A 16,759-nucleotide genomic window follows, 5' to 3' on the forward strand; every position below is an offset into this window, starting at 1 on the left:
GAAGATAATGAAATAGGTTTATTTCAGCATCTGATTAAACTGGCTATACAGAGCTTGGGCGCTTTTCTTATAACCATCCGCAGAGAAATGCACATTATCAGGACGGGCTAAACCTTGTGATGCCCATGCGCGGATAGAACAAGGCCCGCCCATGTTAGCTTGCCAATCCCAAAACAGCGTATGTTCCTGAGCAGCAATGTTTTTCTGAATGCGGATCACATCCATCAAATTTACCGGCATCTGTGCGCTACAACCCGCCGCATTACTGAATTTAATTGAGTCGCTTGGTCCCACTAGCATAATCACCGCATTAGGCGACTGCTGGCGGATCTGGCGAATTTTATCCCGTAGGTTTTGCTCGTAAGCCGCCAAATTCAGGGTGTCATTAAATGCTTCGTTAGTGCCGAAGGCTAAAATCACCATATCCGGCGACATTTGTGCCAGCGTGGCGCTCCACTGTGGTTGCCACTTATCCAGCATGTTGATGGTCGCGCCGTTCAAACCGATGGCGGATAACATCACGCCAGGTTTATTCGAACGGACTAACCATCCACCCACTTTGAGGTTACTTGCCGCACCAACTGACACGGTTGATGGCAACTGAGTGCTCACTGGTGCTGAAAATTGCCAGCTATTTCCCGTGGCAGGTAAGGCAACCGTCGAAGATGATGATGGCGAAACCTGCATCTGGGCACCATTCGAGCTTTGGTACAGTGCTTGTAAGCGATAACTATTTTTAACAGGTTGCAATGGCTTTAATAAAACATTGCTCTTGCTACCTTGTGGCTCAGCTATCAATCCACCTAACGGGTAGTCAAAACGCTCGTCTTTACGGCTACTGGAAAGTGACCAATCCGACTTATCACTGACGCGATTAATGGTGGCAGTGCGTTGACCCGGTACCGAAATTGGCGGTACAAAACCAGGGCCTGCATCTCCATAGCGTTGTTGGAGCAATGCTCTTAATTCACCCGTGAAAAAATCTGCAGCCGTATGTGAATCCCCTATCTGGACGATATGGACTTGTTGACCACCTTGGCGCAGCTTAGATGCCAATTGGCTTAAGTTTGGTTCGCTGTTATTGACTAACTGCCCTTGCTCTGTAGGCGCTTGCCACTGAGTTTGCGACGTTTTGCCGCGTTTAGTATCAGGGGTTTGACAAGAGACTAAGCCTAATGACAGCAGTGTAATGACACTAGCTGTGAGTAGCTTGCTCTTGACCTGATTCTGGTTGTTCAGTTTCATGAGGTTCCTTGTCTTCCTCTTCGAAATGGATCAGTGAAAATACGCTTTCGGCAATCATTTGCTGCCCTTTTCCACTGAAATGGATCCCATCACCACTGCGCAATTTTATAGCATTGCTACCATCCCCAATATAGTCGGAATAGTCGTCATTTTTATATTTAAAGACGTCATTGGCAGAAATGTACATTTCGCCATATTTCGCGACTTCAGTCTGGTAAAGACCACGAAGGAATTTCATACCATCGGAAAGGGTATTTTTACGCATATTCGGTGGACCCACCCAAATCACATCGACATTATGTTGGCGTGCGGTGGTGAGAATTTCACTGATACGCGAGCGATAGGTTTGTTCCCACTCTTCACTCTTGAATTTCACATACTTATAGCCCGATTGTGGTGGCATATCCCACGGGTCATTAGGTCCTAAAAATACCACTAAGACTTTAATGTTCGGGTTATCGTTCAATGCTTTGGCAATGGTATCTGGCCAGTTAAAAAACTTAGGGTACGCGAGACCCGTACTCTGCTTACTTAAGTTAATACTCTCAATATTATACTTTTTCAACAGCATATTTTTAACATGGGGAGCGACGCCCTGCATCATGGAGTCCCCTGCAAATAATACCTGATCCCCCGCAGCAATATTGGCTATCTGTTTTTGAACGACAGGCCCTTCAGGTTGTGCAATAGTCACGCCAGCAAACGTTCGTCCCGGAATTTTAGCGCGAGCTTGAGGGCGTTTTAATAACTCAGGGAACGTGACCGATAAGCTCTCTGCGGGATGAATATAACCATTAACAAAGTGTAGCCCGACACGGAAATCTTGCGGGAAAACTAACGCTTCGTGGTTAGCGGCCATTTGGGCAGCAAGTTTATCTTCGGCAGCCTTTTGCCCAGACGCGTGATAGGCAAAAGTTGCCCCCGCTTCTTGGACACCATCATGTAACGCGCTCCCGTAATCCCAGACAGGGTTTCCGCTGATTTTCGCCCATGGGGTATCTTGGTGATACTTTTGCTGCCAGAACCGCTCTAAGGAGCTTTGGTTTAACCAAATCAGTAGCAAGCCTGTGATGATGACAATCAGCACCACTTGCCCGGTTTTTTTCAGGTTATTTTTAAACTCAGAAGTTAGCATAGATAAATCCTGGCATTCCCGAAGGTGAAAGCATAAACATAATCGTCAACACGATGGCTAATGGGATTGGGTAATAGTACCAAGCGATATCTTGATATTTCTTGGCTACATACTGATAGCCTTGAACAAAATAAGGGTAGGCGAGGAACAGTAACCAGAATGCGATCAGCAATCCGAGGTTCGCGCTAATTGAGGCGATAAATCCAGGTTCAATAAATTGATTAAGCATCACCAGCGCATCATCAAACGACGGGCTACGGAAGAAAATCCATGCAAAGCAGACAAAATGGAAAGTCAGAATTCGTGCAAGTAATTTTGAAACGTGTGCATTGGGAATTAAATGGGTTCTCCCCAGTTTTTTCATTAGCTCAGTTTTAATATTAAAAATTACCGTTCCTAAACCATGGATAGCGCCCCAGATAACAAACGTCATTGCCGCGCCGTGCCACAGACCTGAAATTAACATTGCGGTTAATACGTTGATATTTTTGCGCACAAATCCTTTGCGACTGCCGCCTAATGGAATATAGATATAGTCCATGATGAAGGTCGATAAACTGATATGCCAACGTTTCCAGAAATCTTGCAAGTTGGTGGCTAAATATGGGGCATTAAAGTTAAGTGGCACTCTAAAACCTAATAGCAATGCAATTCCCGTGACTAAGTTGGTATAACCGGAGAAGTTAAAATAGATATTCCACGCGTAAGCGTAGGTGGCAATTAATATTTCCCCTGCACTAAAGCCTGCGGGAGCATCAAATACCGGATTAACGTAGTTTTCAGCAAGGTAAGAGCTGAATAGAAACAGTTTTACCAGTGCTAAGCTAATTAACAAAATGGCGCGGCGAGAGTCGAGAATAACGCGGCTTTCCGCTTGGATTTGCGGTAAAAAGTTTTTCGCACGGTTAATTGGACCCGCCACGATACTTGGGAAAAAAGCCAAATATAATACAACGTCAAAAAAGTCGGCTTTTTCAATTTCTTTGCGACACACCGAAACGGTATAGCTAACGGAGTGGAAGGCGTAGAAAGAGAGCCCCAACGGTGCCAGCAGTTCCAGCACAGGCAGTCCAACGCTAAATCCAAACTTATCGAGGGTTTGCTGAATAGTTTCTTGGAAGAAAGAATAATATTTAAATGCAGTAAAGCAGCCAATGATCCCGACAGCTAATAACGAATATACCCATCGGTTAGATAACCAAACCGTTGCCCAGTTGGTGAGCAAATAGATAAATAACGTGTAGCCAAACAGAATATAGGCAAAGTCAGGGCTAAATGAGTAGACAAAGAAATAACTTGCTGTGATGAGCAACCCATTTTGCAATTTAGAGCTGGGTTGGCAGCCCCAATAAATAAGAAAAAAAACTAAAAAAGAGCCAAGAAACTCAAATGAGAAGAAATTCATATTAGACTCAGGTGTTATTTGTTATTTGTTATGGGTGACCATAATATTTATTCTTTTTCCCTATGCAATCGGAATTTCATCATATTTCAATTTACTCGTCATACTTCGAATTTTAGGGGTGTAGGCTACGCTCAGCTACCCTAGTCACATACTTATGTATGCTCCTAGAGATATCTTCTCTTGCCGCCTACCTAAAATCCAAATTATTTAGAGTAAATCGGGGATAGGGAAAAATGAGTTATGTAAGACTCAAAGTCTAAGAAGTATAGCCGCGGTGGGGTGGGTTGTCATATTTCGAGTGGATGGGAATAAGTGCAAAAAAAAATCCACTTTCGAAAAAGTGGATTTTTATACTGTGTACCTGGTGTGTAGATACTAAAATTAGCTGCGAGTCGCTGCTCTTTGTTGAGCTTGTGTAATCAATTCTTCGTTGCTCGCGTACATCTCTTTCAAATAGCGGTTATATGATGAACCTAACTCTGAGTACCCTTTCATATCGTTAATCAGCTTGACGGAGTCTAACTCATCTTGTGATTGACGCTGTTTAGCACGCGAGTGACGTAAAGACTCATACGCGTTATGGGTATTCATGTTCTTCATATAGGCAGTCACTGTTGCTTCAACAGAAGCGTAAGCTGAGTAGCCTTTGATCTTTCCTTTGCTAACTTGGCAACCGCTACCACAGCGCATACCAAATAAATTTCCGTTTTGTAGAGCAAGCTGAGAAGTACCCCAACCAGACTCTGTAGCCGCTTGTGTCGCAACTAAATGTGTTGGCATGATGTCTACACGACTTAACAGCTTATCCCAATTAATACGTTTTGGGTTGCTGCAACTGATGCCATAACTATCGCAGATTTGGGTTAGGCGACGTAGCTCTTGGGCGCTCCATTTGGTGTTTGTGCGCACGGAAAGCAGCCAGTTACGCTCTTCCATAATCTGTTGATTGACTTTTTCAATCACCGGGACAATCGTTTTCAAAAACGCTTTCTTACGTGGAGTACCAGACGGGTATTTACGCATATCAGGCAGTGGTGTTTCTGCTTGATTTGAGTTTTGTGCCGACTTCAGTGTGAAGTCTTTTTTAAGCATCGTACTGGTACTGGTGGAGCCAAAACTGAGGCCCGAAAACAAAAGTAAAAATAAGAAAGCGAAGACGGCGTTTGTCCTCATCGTTCGAGAGGGCATTTGCTTCTCCTATGTTTCTCTGAACAAAAATCGAGCGAATGGTAGCAGAATAATTTTTCACGAGCTACCTTTATCCGACTCACATTAACTAAATTTCTGTATTATTATGTCATTAAGTGTTGATTTATTTTAACTCAATGATTTTAAGTTATATATAATTGCATTATTTATATTTTCAATACTGTATTTATCAATTTTTGTTTTTGATTTTACATTGCAATCATCTGACTTAAGCTAAATTTGATTGGTTTTCAAACAATTATCAGGTGTATTGTAGGGTTATTGTGTTTAAAAAATAATCAATCAATGGTCTAAATTTTAAACAAAATGGGGTGTTTCGCATTTTATGAGAGGTATTGGTTGTTAAAAATACAGAATCTAAATCGACTTTCAATGTGTGAAAAGGTCAAAAAAAAGGCCGTTTTTTGACCTTTTGTCTCCGCTAAATATTACTATTGATCGACGACCTTTTTAGTCGTTGAATGGCACAGTTTGCTGTTTCTGATCTTCAATTTTTGCATTCTCAGCGAGCCGTTTGAAATCATCAACTGTCCAATATGTTTCTGGAATAGGAAGTTGTGCCATATGATCGGTGGGGACTAAGCGAAACTGTGCGAGAGAGGATAACGTAAACCCTGCATATTCCGATGGCAAACTGAGTTTTAGCCCTAAAGTTGATACAGCTTGAGTAGGTAAAAATGGATAGCGATTATCGGTGGTGTCATAATCGCGCGTGAGCACTAAAAATTTATCTGGAACACGCTTCGAACTATTCCACCAAAGCCCATCAATTTTGTTAAATTCATGGCGAGTTAAGGGTTTTTCTTGAGCCCCAAGTTGATGTAATGCAATAGGAAGCAGTGCTTCGAGCGATTGTGAGAATATCGCAAGTGACTCAGCACGACCTTGTAAAATCAGCGAACTTGCTAGCCTTGCACCCACTAAGTTGGAATATAAATCCTCGGGAGAGAAGGCGGATATCCCCTCAGAAAAACCGGGAACCGATTGATAACCATACCATTGTGCAATTTCATGCCAAGCGGCTAACTGAAATGCGAGTTTGGCCGCTAGATAGGTACTTAAGGTGTAGCGCTCTGCGGGGGATGCGGGTGGTGTAAAGGCGGAAAAATGGATTTGTCTGCTCGCGAGTTCATCACTGAGAGTCAATGTCCACTCTTCACCAAGCTTTGGGTAAATCTGGCTAAAGAGATATAACGTGTAGTCGGCGGTATCTCGAACATGGGCAATATCAATAAACCCACCATCTGTGGTGTAGATAATCCCCACTTTTTCGTCACTGATCCCCATTAGACCTTCGGTGGCAGCCAAGTAGCTATCATTATAATGGTGCTCGCCGAGATTATCGGCTTCCACAATGTTGTCGATGGTATAGAAAGGAACGGGGATACCTGCCACTTCTGCTTGCAGGTCATCGCCAAAAGCGCAGCATGCTCGGAGTCCTTGAGGGGCTTTGAGATCTTGCAGAATAGGCCACGCTTGGGATGCTTCCTCGTTAGAAGTCGTATCTAGATTAAGATTCGCCGCAGGTAAGTTCAGTTCTTCGCGAGTTTGGCAGGCGACGAGCATAAATAAAAAACATGAAGTTATTAGCAGCTTAAACATTAGAAAGACTCACCAACTTGGAAATAGACACCCGTACTGTTACGACCGACACCAAAATCCAGTCTCACATTCATGCGAGGCTTAAATTCAAAACGATAGCCCACTCCTGCACTTGGCAGCCAGTGTCCAGCACCTAATTCAGAGGGTGAATCGCTCATGGTCCCTGTGCCTAACCAGCCAACAACCCCGTGCCGCCAGTCTAATTTATGGCGCAACTCGATTTGACTCGTAAAAATATTGTTGTTCCGATAGCGCCCTTCATAGTAACCCCGCATGCGGTTACTGTTACCTAATAAAGAAAGCTGGTTCCATGGCACATCTCCCGTGGTAAAACGGGCATAGTTATCAACTGCTACGACAGTTTTTTCTGTGAGCTCATGGTAATAGGCATACTGTAACTGGGTCGCTTGAAAACGGGTATCACTACCAAGGTTCGGTGAAAAATAGGTATAGATGACTTCGAGAGTTTGCCCATGATGCGCGTTGGGCAAAAAGTCTCGGGTATCATAGCTATAATAGGCGCTAACACCTGAACTGATCACCGAACGCCCGCCAACGGACTGCGAAAAGTAAGCTTTTGCCCCTTCATCGGGGTCGCTGGCATTGATCGACGAAAAATTCCATCCCAGTCCCACATAGGTGGCATCGGTTAGCTTATATAAAGCCCTTGGGGTGATTTTGAACTCTTGAGAATGATATTTTTCTTTATTACTCTCTTTTTTACCCGCAGCGTATCCTTTGCCCCAATAATACGTCGGAACATTATTAATGGTGCCGGAGACAAACAGTCGCCATTGGTCACTATCTACAAAGTTGTAGTTAGTGAAGTTTAGTCCAAAAGCACCTGTGGATGATGCAAAACCACTTAACCCAATCGAAGAGGGCTGAGTTTTGGTGTCTTGTTTGTCGAGACGATACAAGCCCACTAAAGCGGTTCCGACACCTAACCCCATTTCGGGGGTATAAAAAGGCCCCGGTAAAACACCCCAGTCGATAGTTTTGGATTCATCAAAGTTGTTTTCGCCCCCAAGCTCGCTGAGCCAACCATCAATTTGCTCACGTTCAGGAAGGATTTGCGCTTGCGAGGAGAAGGCAATGATAAGGCTGAGCAGTGTCAGCCTACGCAGGTATTTCTGTGGCAACATTAAAAACGGAACTCGCCTGAAATAAAGAAGCTATTATGGTTATTAAAGCCCACTTCGGTAAGGACATTAAAGTTGCGGGTTAATTCAACGCGAGCACCGACGGTATTGTTCCATTTATGGGCAAGGTGTTGTTTAACGTCGAATTTTATATCCGTATATTCAGATATACCATTTACCATGCCTGCTAGTTCAGGTGGCATGTTCAGTTTACTGACATCGCCTTTAAAGCGCTGGGTAATATCTTGGTACATGGCACCCGTCCAGACTTGAATTTTGGTATTCCCTTGACCTGCAATTAAAGGTTCAAAAACGAATTAATAACCAACGCGAGGCGTGACTACAAACGCGGTAATATCTCCATCGAGAATATCGAGATTAGTACGAGTGTAGTTCATATCTAGTGTACCAAAAAACTGATTGTACGCCCCAGCGAACGTGACACCGCCACCATAAGTTTTACCTTCAAAATCTAATTCAAAAGGAATATCTTTACCTAAAGACTGTGCAGGAAAACCAGGGAATAAAGAGAGACTGACATTATTTAAGTTTGTTTTTGATGTGCCTTTTGTTTTCCCATACACACCATACATATTCATAAATGGGAGAACCCATGCATCTAATTTCAATGTATGCGTTTCATTTTTTTCGCGAGTATGCCCCGGCTCTATTTTGATGGCATCTTGCATTCCTTGCCAATCAGGGGATGTAAATTTAAATCCAATGCTATCAACAACAATATCCTGACGCAGATTCATATAGCCATAGCTAGCACCAAAAGGCTGTGGTAAGTCGTAGCCTTGAGCGCGCGCCTCATCACCTCAAATAGGCAATACACGGGATTCAGTTGTGGATGAACGCGTTACGCCGCCTTCGTTATTCGCTTTAGGGACTCCAGATTCACTCATGCTTAATGAAAATAGTGGCGTGTCACTATCGGCAAAGCTGGCAGGGACAACCAGACAAGAGGAAAGTAGCAGCGCTGCGCTGTATTGAATGCGTGTCATAATGGACTCAATGATTAGTAGAATAGAATGAAGGAAACAATAAATTAATTAACTTACAGTTATCGACAAAGGTTTAGCATATATGACAATTGATAATATGGCTCATGATGCTATTTTAATGATATTTCGCTACCTATGAATGCGTATTGTTATCAATATAATAGACGTGATTAAAATATTAGGAAGGTGTTATTGCGGCGTTAAAGAGAGTGCTGAAACTCTGGGTATTTCAGCACACATTAGGATAAGAACAGTATTATTTGCTGTTTTTCTGATGAAACTGAACACGCTCATGGAAGTAGTCTTTTAAATGCGCTTCCATGTTGTGGATTTTTTGTTCCAGCGCATTAATTAAGACATCATCATTATTCATATCAAAAACGCGCTGCATCGCGAGGTCATCAATATATTCTTTTTGCTTCTCAGATAAATCAGCCATGTTGTAAAACCTCTATTTTCAAAACCTATATATAAGAAAGGATTATTTCACCCACCAACAATATGGGTGATGCTGATTCTCATTGTGCCCTAGTGAATACGGGATGAAAAGTGGAATTACGTCGCATCAAATAATGATGATTGGTGCTCCTAGTTTAACTATGAGAGATTAAACGCCTATCTGACTGGGTTAAGAATAATCACAATATTCTTACCGAATATAAGCTGATATCCTCCGATAAGATAATAAATAACAGGGCAAAATAGTGAACAATAAACAACAATACCTTGATATTGCTGCTGGAAACGGGGAAAAAGAAGCCTCGATGATGGTGGCAATCCCTGCGTCAGAGCTGACCTCCCTACAACTTGAACAGCGTCTGGAAGAGCAAACCTATTTTACTGAAGGGGAAATCGACTACCTGCCTGATGAAGAAGGCGGCGGTTTCTTCTTTACCTGCAAACGTGGCGAAGAAGAGTTACGTTTTTACATTTCGCTTGTGGAAAGCGACCCTGAATACACTATTAACCCGTATTTCGCGACAGACCCAATTAGCCAAGAGCTGTATGCCGAAGCGAGCAATGCGCCACAAGCGGTGGTGGTTGAATGCCTATTCCAAGAAAAGCCTTTGGTGAGCTACTTACAGCAGCTTAAAATTATCCAAATTTTAGTGCCTGATTTATTATTGGGCTTGGATATTTCTGCCGCAGGTAAAGTCTTTACCCGTGAATGGCTTAACTTCCAGTTAATCGACGATTTAATGCCAAGCATTGATTCTCTGTATGTGGTACATGCCATTTACGATCACGATGAAAGCTCAGAAGATTCCGCGCCAACCAAATATTGGTTCCATACTCATGGTTTAGCGCGTTGCGGTTTATCGGAAGCGGAAATTATTATTCCACACCCGATTGCGTCTTATTATGGGATCCCTGAGTTGTTCTGGAGCTTTGTGAACAACAGCATTACCAACGGAAAAATCGATTTTAATGAACCGATTTTCATTGGGCAAACACAAACCGGCTATGAGTATTTAGTGGCGGTGCCTTTTGAAGAAGGTCTCCTTCATGTAGGTACTTCCACACCGATTGATAATTTAAAACCACTGGAAGAGATGAACTTCGAGTTTGGAGATATGAGCTCTGAGCGCTTTATGGGGGATTGGCACGATCGTGACGAATCTCACCAGCATCCGTCCGTAATGTTATTCCGTGTTACTCAAGAAAACCCAACATTGGAAAGTTTCTTCGAAGGGTTTGAAGACCAAAATGCGATGATGTTTATGCGTACCGATGAAGAAACGGCAGATATGTCTAGCAAAGCCAGACTGCGTTGGGAATATTTCACCCATATGTTAGATAACTATGGTCCAAAACCGGTCGCACCGAAAAAAGGGTTATTTGCGAAGCTACTCGGAAAATCGGAGGAAGAGGACGAGTCAGAGTGGCGCTTCCTGGTCAAATGCGGCATTAGTTATCAAGATGAAGATGGCGACGAGGGACACGAACATATGTGGTTTGAGCCATTGACATGGAACGGTGACCAATTTGAAGGCCGCTTGATTAACCACCCATTTTACGTAGAAACCATGGAAGAGGGAGGCGTTTATCCTCTAACGCGTGACCATATCACGGATTGGACTATTTATTATCAGGACGGTAGCTATACTCCTGATACAATCTATAAACTTCTTAGTGGTGCTCAAGTGCATTAATCTATCTTGATTGACTAATGCGAATAGGGCACTGAATTCAGTGCCCTGAGGTTGATGACAAAGCAGGATAAAAGCGTTGTTTTTCCTGCTTTGTGTTATCAGCCGAAAATCAATAAATTGATTTTCCTTGTTAATTTTACAACCCAAAAGAGCCATTTCCAAACCTGATGGGTTTGTCAATGGTCTGAGGGCACTGAATTCAGTGCCCTTTTTAATGAGCTAAATGTGACAATGACCCAACCTGAACTGTACCAATACGCCCTATTTTTACTTTCCAGACGCGATTATGGCAAAGCGGAGTTATTTGCCCGTATGAAGCGCCGTATGTATGAGACAAATGAAGGTATTATCGATGAGCAGTTGATTGAAGGGGTGTTAGACAAACTGAGTGAGCAGCATTTTCTGGATGATGACCGCGTGGTGTCGCTGTTATTGCAGGGGTATGCGCGTAAAGGTTATGGACCTTTGCGGATCAAACAAGAAATGCGCCAAAAAGGATTTGCCGAGACATTAGTCGAACATCATTTTGCCGAGCTTGATGTGGATTGGTTTGAAAAGGCATCTGAGGTGCGCAGTAAAAAATTTGGTGATGAAATCCCAACTGACTTTAAAGAGAAAGGCAAACAAATTCGTTATCTGCAATACCGTGGTTTTTTTGGCGATATGATATTTGAGTTATTTTCACGCTAATTTTTGCAGTTAATCCTACATTATTTATGATTGTCATTATGTAAATAATCACGCCATTTAATGTCGTTCAAATGACTATTATTTGACTTTAGTTTAAATGATTAACGCCCCTGAATTTCATTTCTTTTGCTTAGTCAAAAAATAATATTTTTTTGACTTGTGTTTTTATCTATTTCTAGATTAAAAATATTGTCTACTATGATCATTATCAGTGTATTTCGCTTTTTTTTTTAGGCAGAGTACCTCCAATAATTACAAAATGAGACGGGCAGGAGAAACACATGATTGAGCTCTTAATAGGCGTATTGGTCGCCGTTGGAGTTGGGCGCTATATAATAAAGGGTTACTCTGCAACAGGGGTATTAATGACGGGGGGTATTTTACTCCTGATTATTACCGCGTTAATGGGTAAAAGTATTTTACCAGAATCAGTGAAAGCAACGGGATGGCGCGTTACTGATATTCTGGAATACATCAAGTTCTTATTAATGAGCCGAGGTGGTGACCTCGGTATGATGATCATGGTGCTATGTGGGTTTGCGTCTTATATGACTCACATTGGTGCGAATGACGTGGTGGTTAAAATTGCCTCCAAGCCATTGAAAATGATCAACTCCCCATACTTATTGATGGTTGCGGCGTATATTGTTGCTTGCTTGATGTCACTGGCAGTTTCATCGGCAACAGGTTTAGGGGTGTTATTGATGGCAACTCTGTTCCCTGTGATGGTTAACGTCGGGATCAGCCGCGGTGCAGCGGCGGCTATTTGTGCGTCACCTGCCGCTATCATTCTGGCACCAACGTCTGGAGACGTTATCTTAGCGGCGAAAGCAGCGGAAATGCCTCTGATTGATTTCGCATTCAAAACCACACTGCCTATCTCCATCGCTGCAATTGTTGCGATGTCAGTGGCTCACTTCTTCTGGCAGCGTTTTCTGGATAGAAAAGAGCACGTTAAAACCGAAATGCTGGATGTGAATGAAATCAAAACCCACGCACCGGGTTTCTACGCGATTTTACCGTTTACCCCAATCATCGGTGTATTAGTGTTTGATGGTAAATGGGCACCTGAACTGCATATCGTCACCATTATTGTTGGCTGTATTATTATGGCTGCAATCATTGAATTTATTCGTAGCTTCAGTGCAAAACATGTCTATGGCGGATTAGAAGTTTGCTATAGAGGTATGGCGGATGCGTTTGCAACCGTCGTGATGCTGTTAGTGGCAGCCGGCGTCTTCGCACAGGGTCTAAGCACCATCGGCTTTATTAAAGGTTTGATAGACTTAGCACAATCCTTTGGTTCAGGCGCGATTGTGATGATGATTGCGCTGGTGGTGATCACCATGTTAGCGGCGATGACGACAGGTTCTGGTAACGCACCATTCTACGCATTCGTTGAATTGATCCCTCATTTAGCGAAGCAAATGGGCGTCAACCCAGCTTACCTTGTCATCCCAATGTTACAGGCATCTAACTTAGGTCGTACATTATCACCGGTTTCTGGGGTGGTAGTTGCGGTATCAGGGATGGCGAAGATTTCACCGTTTGAAGTGGTGAAAAGAACCTCGGTTCCCGTATTAGTTGGGCTTATCGTTGTTGTGATTGCTACCGAGATTTTAGTGCCTGTTTATTTGTAACAAAATAGGTATTTCTCCATCCAAAATGGCTAGAAATTATTCTAGCCATTTTTTATCGATATTTATTTCGGTTAATACTTCGGTTTAAAAGAAAAAACTCTACGCTTTTTTGATGTGGTGTTTGGGTATTTTCAATCAAATGATAAAAATTTATTTGCGATTATTAACAAATTGTCATTTTTTTAGATTCAGATATGAGATCTACACCAAAAAGCCAGAAAGATTAATCAAAATAAGCTAGTTGCTCTAACGCATTTAATGCAAAATTCGCGCATCTTTTTTTATCCATTTTAAAACGATGAAGTGACGGTATGAGCACAATAAAAAACGCAGTAAACACGACAGACAAACCTGTCAGTAAGTGGACGTATAAAGACTTCACTTGGGTATTATCTCTTTTTGGTACCGCCGTTGGTGCGGGGGTTCTTTTTCTGCCAATTAAAGCTGGCGCGGGTGGTTTCTGGCCATTAGTTGTATTAGCTTTAATTGCAACACCAATGATTTGGTTAGCTCATAAAGGGTTAGCGCGTTTTGTTTTATCGGCTAAGAAACACGATGCTGATATCACCGATACTGTGGAAGAACATTTCGGTAAAACAGGTGCGAATATCATCACTTTTGCTTATTTCTTTGCGATTTATCCAATCGTATTAATTTACGGCGTGGGTATCACCAACACCGTAGACTCATTCTTAATTAACCAAATTGGTATGGACCCACTGCCACGTTGGTTACTGTCAGGTGTGTTAATTGCAGCAATGACCGCAGGTGTGGTATTCGGTCGTGATTTAATGCTGAAACTCACTTCTATGATGGTTTATCCATTAGTCTTCATCTTATTAGCATTGTCTCTGTACCTGATCCCTGAGTGGAATACGTCGATGTTAGAAGTCGCACCAGATTGGAGCACAATGCCGATTGTTGTCTGGATGGCAATTCCTATCATCGTATTCTCTTTTAACCACAGCCCAATCATCAGCCAATTTGCAAAAGACCAACGTCAGCAATTTGGTGACCAAGCCGTGATTAAAACTGACATGATCACTGGCGGTGCAGCGTTTATGCTAACTGGCTTCGTGATGTTCTTCGTATTCTCTGTAGTACTGTCACTGAGCCCAGCTGAGTTAGAAATCGCGAAGAAAGAAAACATCAGCGTGTTATCCCATATTGCGAACATTAACCCATCACCAATCCTGTCTTACTTGGGGCCTATCGTGGCATTCGCCGCTATCGTTTCTAGTTACTTTGGTCACTTCTTAGGTGCGCACGAAGGTCTGGTTGGATTAGTGAAATCACGCTCTTCAGTTTCAGTGAAGAAAATTGAATTAATCTCTTTACTGTTCATCGTGATCACCACGTGGATCGTCGCGATTATCAACCCAAGTATCTTAGGCATGATTGAAACCATGGGTGCCCCAATGATTGCGGCAATCCTGTTCATCCTACCCGTTGTGGCGATGCGTATTGTTCCTGCAATGAAGCCGTTCAGTACCTCTAAGCCAGCGCAAATCTTTACGCTGCTATGCGGTTTAGCATCAATTACCTCTGTGATTTATGGCGCGTTCGCGTAATTAAATTCAGTTGTACCGAGACCCATATTGCTTCGGCAATATGGGAAGGTTGATGACAAAGAGGGATAAAAGCGTGGTTTTTCCCTCTTTGTGTTATCAGGCGAAAATCAATAAATTGATTTTTCTTGTTAATTTTACAACCCAAAAGAACCATTTCCAAACCCGATGGTTTTGTCAATGGTCTGACCCATATTGCTTCGGCAATATGGGTTTTTTTGTTTCTAAAGTGGGCTTATTTATTTTGTGAATAACTATAGATGAAATTATTTCAAGTCTAGATGGTTGTGTGAGGGATCTACTTGGGGGATATTGGAAAGGATTACCGTGAAATAAAAACAAGAACCCATTCAATTGGCAGTGCGGGTATAACAAGGATAACGCAATGAAATTAGAAACATTATCAATCCACGCAGGCTATTCTCCAGACCCTACAACCAAGTCTGTCGCGGTGCCTATTTATCAAACCACCTCTTATGCATTTGACGATACACAACACGGCGCGGATCTGTTCGACTTAAAAGTTGCAGGTAATATCTATACCCGCATTATGAACCCGACCAACGATGTGCTAGAAAAGCGCGTTGCTGCTCTTGAAGGCGGTATTGCCGGGCTGGCGGTGGCTTCGGGTATGGCGGCTATCACCTATGCAATTCAAACTATTGCCCAAGTCGGCGATAACATTGTTTCGGTGGCAAAACTGTATGGCGGTACGTATAACTTACTGGCGCATACTCTGCCGCGCCTTGGTATCGAAACCCGTTTTGCTGAACACGATGATTTAACTGCACTAGAAGCCCTGATTGATGAGAAAACAAAAGCCGTTTTCTGTGAATCTATCTCTAACCCTGCGGGCTTTATTGTTGACCTTGTGGCGCTGGCAGAGGTTGCGCATCGCCATGGCGTACCTCTGATTGTCGACAATACCGTAGCAACCCCGTATTTATGTCGCCCATTTGAACACGGTGCGGACATCGTGGTGCACTCGTTAACTAAATATATTGGTGGTCACGGCACCTCAATCGGCGGAATGGTGATTGATTCAGGTAAATTCCCGTGGGCGGAGCACGCAGAGCGTTTTTCTCTGCTGGTTGAGCCGGATATCGCCTATCACGGCGTCAGTTATACTGAGCACTTCGGCGCGGCGGCTTTTATTGCCCGTTGCCGCGTAGCACCGCTGCGTGGGACGGGAGCAGCACTATCGCCATTTAACGCCTTCTTGATCTTACAAGGTCTGGAAACACTCGCATTAAGAATGGAACGCCATACTGAAAACGCATTGAAAGTGGCTCAATTCCTTGAAAACCATCCTCAAGTGACATGGGTAAAATATGCGGGTCTGCCAAGCAACCCTGAGCACGCACTTGCGCAAAAATATATGCAAGGCAAACCTGCCAGTATCATGTCTTTTGGGATCAAAGGCGGGCAGGAAGCCGGTGCGCGTTTTATTGACGCACTGAACCTGATTGTTCGTTTGGTCAATATTGGAGATGCAAAATCATTAGCGTGCCATCCTGCATCTACCACCCATCGTCAATTAAATGATGCGGAGCTAGCTCGTGCAGGGGTATCGCGCGATATGATCCGTTTATCCATTGGTATTGAGCATATCGATGACATTCTTGCTGACTTAATCCAAGCCTTGGATGCAGCTAAGTAAATCTTGTTAAGCAGCGACCGATAAATAAAGGTGGTTATTGTGAAGAATATATTGCAATAACTGCCTTTATTGTTTCCTGCGTGATTAACTGTTGGGGTTTACTCTTCTTTCTAGAATTAATAACTATTCGTAATCAGCACTGTTTTTTAATTTATTTTTCATTCTGTTAAAAATAAATGGAAATTGCTGAACTATTGTTTTTTAATCGAGTCTTAACAAGCAGCTCATCCTGTTATCTTAATGTTGAAATAAAATATTCATTTATTGATTGTTTATCTCATATGGGCGTATGAAATACGAAAA

12 protein-coding genes and 1 pseudogene are annotated in these 16,759 nt (G+C 42.8%); 5 read left to right on the top strand and 8 right to left on the bottom strand.

The features are described from left to right. Positions 1–18: 18 nt before the first annotated feature. The 8 genes and pseudogenes from GKR48_RS04750 to GKR48_RS04785 all read right to left on the bottom strand — a co-directional run bounded on the left by GKR48_RS04750 (position 19) and on the right by GKR48_RS04785 (position 9,184). Complete coding sequence (locus tag GKR48_RS04750; protein WP_154627234.1) at positions 19–1,245, bottom strand: SGNH/GDSL hydrolase family protein; 1,227 nt, start codon at positions 1,243–1,245, stop codon at positions 19–21. Next, positions 1,196–2,380, bottom strand: coding sequence for an SGNH/GDSL hydrolase family protein (locus tag GKR48_RS04755; protein WP_154627235.1), 1,185 nt, complete (start codon positions 2,378–2,380; stop codon positions 1,196–1,198). The genes GKR48_RS04750 and GKR48_RS04755 overlap by 50 nt, the downstream gene beginning before the upstream one ends. After that, entirely contained in the window at positions 2,367–3,785 is a 1,419-nt protein-coding gene (locus GKR48_RS04760; protein WP_154627236.1) for an MBOAT family O-acyltransferase, read from the bottom strand. The genes GKR48_RS04755 and GKR48_RS04760 overlap by 14 nt, the downstream gene beginning before the upstream one ends. A 381-nt stretch (positions 3,786–4,166) precedes the next feature. Beyond that, complete coding sequence (locus GKR48_RS04765; protein WP_154627237.1) at positions 4,167–4,973, bottom strand: protein bax; 807 nt, start codon at positions 4,971–4,973, stop codon at positions 4,167–4,169. 471 nt (positions 4,974–5,444) lie between these two features. Beyond that, complete coding sequence (locus GKR48_RS04770; RefSeq protein ID WP_154627238.1) at positions 5,445–6,596, bottom strand: DUF4056 domain-containing protein; 1,152 nt, start codon at positions 6,594–6,596, stop codon at positions 5,445–5,447. Next, positions 6,596–7,741: a BamA/TamA family outer membrane protein gene (locus tag GKR48_RS04775; RefSeq protein WP_154627239.1), complete on the bottom strand. Its 1,146-nt coding sequence runs from the start codon at positions 7,739–7,741 to the stop codon at positions 6,596–6,598. The genes GKR48_RS04770 and GKR48_RS04775 overlap by 1 nt, the downstream gene beginning before the upstream one ends. Next, positions 7,741–8,745, bottom strand: a pseudogene (locus tag GKR48_RS04780) (hypothetical protein). Before GKR48_RS04780 ends, GKR48_RS04775 begins: the two are co-directional and overlap by 1 nt. Before the next feature lie 256 nt (positions 8,746–9,001). Further along, complete coding sequence (locus GKR48_RS04785; RefSeq protein ID WP_154602027.1) at positions 9,002–9,184, bottom strand: hypothetical protein; 183 nt, start codon at positions 9,182–9,184, stop codon at positions 9,002–9,004. 265 nt (positions 9,185–9,449) lie between these two features. Between GKR48_RS04785 and GKR48_RS04790 the strand changes: the two genes are divergently transcribed. The 5 genes from GKR48_RS04790 to GKR48_RS04810 all read left to right on the top strand — a co-directional run bounded on the left by GKR48_RS04790 (position 9,450) and on the right by GKR48_RS04810 (position 16,456). Continuing rightward, positions 9,450–10,898, top strand: coding sequence for a DUF4026 domain-containing protein (locus GKR48_RS04790; protein WP_336431117.1), 1,449 nt, complete (start codon positions 9,450–9,452; stop codon positions 10,896–10,898). A gap of 231 nt (positions 10,899–11,129) precedes the next feature. Continuing rightward, positions 11,130–11,588: a regulatory protein RecX gene (locus GKR48_RS04795; RefSeq protein ID WP_154627260.1), complete on the top strand. Its 459-nt coding sequence runs from the start codon at positions 11,130–11,132 to the stop codon at positions 11,586–11,588. Positions 11,589–11,869: 281 nt separating this feature from the next. Then, the gene (gene dcuC, locus GKR48_RS04800; RefSeq protein WP_036955315.1) at positions 11,870–13,228 is read left to right on the top strand and encodes an anaerobic C4-dicarboxylate transporter DcuC; all 1,359 of its coding nucleotides are present in this window, start codon (positions 11,870–11,872) and stop codon (positions 13,226–13,228) included. A 311-nt stretch (positions 13,229–13,539) separates the two neighbouring features. Next, the gene (locus GKR48_RS04805; protein ID WP_154627240.1) at positions 13,540–14,799 is read left to right on the top strand and encodes an aromatic amino acid transport family protein; all 1,260 of its coding nucleotides are present in this window, start codon (positions 13,540–13,542) and stop codon (positions 14,797–14,799) included. A 382-nt stretch (positions 14,800–15,181) separates the two neighbouring features. Continuing rightward, a complete protein-coding gene (locus GKR48_RS04810; RefSeq protein WP_154627241.1) occupies positions 15,182–16,456 on the top strand; it encodes a bifunctional O-acetylhomoserine aminocarboxypropyltransferase/cysteine synthase in 1,275 nt (424 codons plus the stop codon). Positions 16,457–16,759 lie beyond the last annotated feature (303 nt).

The sequence above is a fragment of the Providencia sp. wls1943 genome (assembly GCF_009706275.1).
Taxonomy (GTDB): domain Bacteria; phylum Pseudomonadota; class Gammaproteobacteria; order Enterobacterales; family Enterobacteriaceae; genus Providencia; species Providencia zhijiangensis.

Coding starts and splice junctions, on each gene's coding strand:
- GKR48_RS04760 (WP_154627236.1), bottom strand. CDS start 3,785: ATGAATTTCTTCTCATTTGAGTTTCTTGGCTCTTTTTTAGTTTTTTTT.
- GKR48_RS04765 (WP_154627237.1), bottom strand. CDS start 4,973: ATGCCCTCTCGAACGATGAGGACAAACGCCGTCTTCGCTTTCTTATTT.
- GKR48_RS04770 (WP_154627238.1), bottom strand. CDS start 6,596: ATGTTTAAGCTGCTAATAACTTCATGTTTTTTATTTATGCTCGTCGCC.
- GKR48_RS04775 (WP_154627239.1), bottom strand. CDS start 7,741: ATGTTGCCACAGAAATACCTGCGTAGGCTGACACTGCTCAGCCTTATC.
- GKR48_RS04795 (WP_154627260.1), top strand. CDS start 11,130: ATGACCCAACCTGAACTGTACCAATACGCCCTATTTTTACTTTCCAGA.
- GKR48_RS04805 (WP_154627240.1), top strand. CDS start 13,540: ATGAGCACAATAAAAAACGCAGTAAACACGACAGACAAACCTGTCAGT.
- GKR48_RS04785 (WP_154602027.1), bottom strand. CDS start 9,184: ATGGCTGATTTATCTGAGAAGCAAAAAGAATATATTGATGACCTCGCG.
- GKR48_RS04750 (WP_154627234.1), bottom strand. CDS start 1,245: ATGAAACTGAACAACCAGAATCAGGTCAAGAGCAAGCTACTCACAGCT.
- GKR48_RS04755 (WP_154627235.1), bottom strand. CDS start 2,380: ATGCTAACTTCTGAGTTTAAAAATAACCTGAAAAAAACCGGGCAAGTG.
- dcuC (WP_036955315.1), top strand. CDS start 11,870: ATGATTGAGCTCTTAATAGGCGTATTGGTCGCCGTTGGAGTTGGGCGC.
- GKR48_RS04810 (WP_154627241.1), top strand. CDS start 15,182: ATGAAATTAGAAACATTATCAATCCACGCAGGCTATTCTCCAGACCCT.